Here is a 559-nt window from a genome sequence, read left to right on the forward strand (position 1 = left end):
CCTCGGCGACCTCCTTGGCGAGCCCCACCGTCATGGTGTCGATCGCCCCCTTGCTCGCCGCGTAGTCGACGTACAGCCCCGGGCTGCCGATCCGCGCCGCCGCCGAGGAGACGTTGACGATCACGCCGCCGCGCCCGCCGTGGCGGGTCGACATCCGGCGCACCGCCGCGCCCGCGCCCAGGAACGCGGCGACGACGTTGATCTCGAAGACCTGGCGCAGCCGCGACGCGTCGAACTCCGCCACCCGCGCCGCGGGCGCGACGATCCCCGCGTTGTTGACGAACGCCGTCACCTGGCCGAGCCGGTCCGCGGCCGCGAACAGCTCCGGGACGGTGTCCTCGGGCCTGGCGAGGTCGCCCCCGACCGTCCCAGCGGCGACCCCGAGGTCCCGGCACCGCCCGGCCACCTCGGCGGCGGCCCTGGCGTCCGACCGAAAGCCCAGGCAGACGTCCCAACCGCGGCCAGCGAGCGCGATCGCGCAGGCCGCGCCGATGCCCCGACCCCCACCCGTCACGACCGCGACCCCACGTTCCCGACGCTGCGCAATCCCCGCCCCATC

The 559-nt window shown here is 76.2% G+C and carries 1 protein-coding gene; it reads right to left on the reverse strand.

Annotated elements, in window-relative coordinates; translation table 11 throughout:
* The coding region (locus C1A33_RS27125) for an SDR family NAD(P)-dependent oxidoreductase (protein ID WP_243407994.1) at positions 1-514 on the reverse strand (514 nt) is incomplete at its 3' end.
* Positions 515-559 lie beyond the last annotated feature (45 nt).

This window comes from Frankia canadensis (assembly GCF_900197875.1).
GTDB classification, from domain to species: domain Bacteria; phylum Actinomycetota; class Actinomycetes; order Frankiales; family Frankiaceae; genus Frankia; species Frankia canadensis.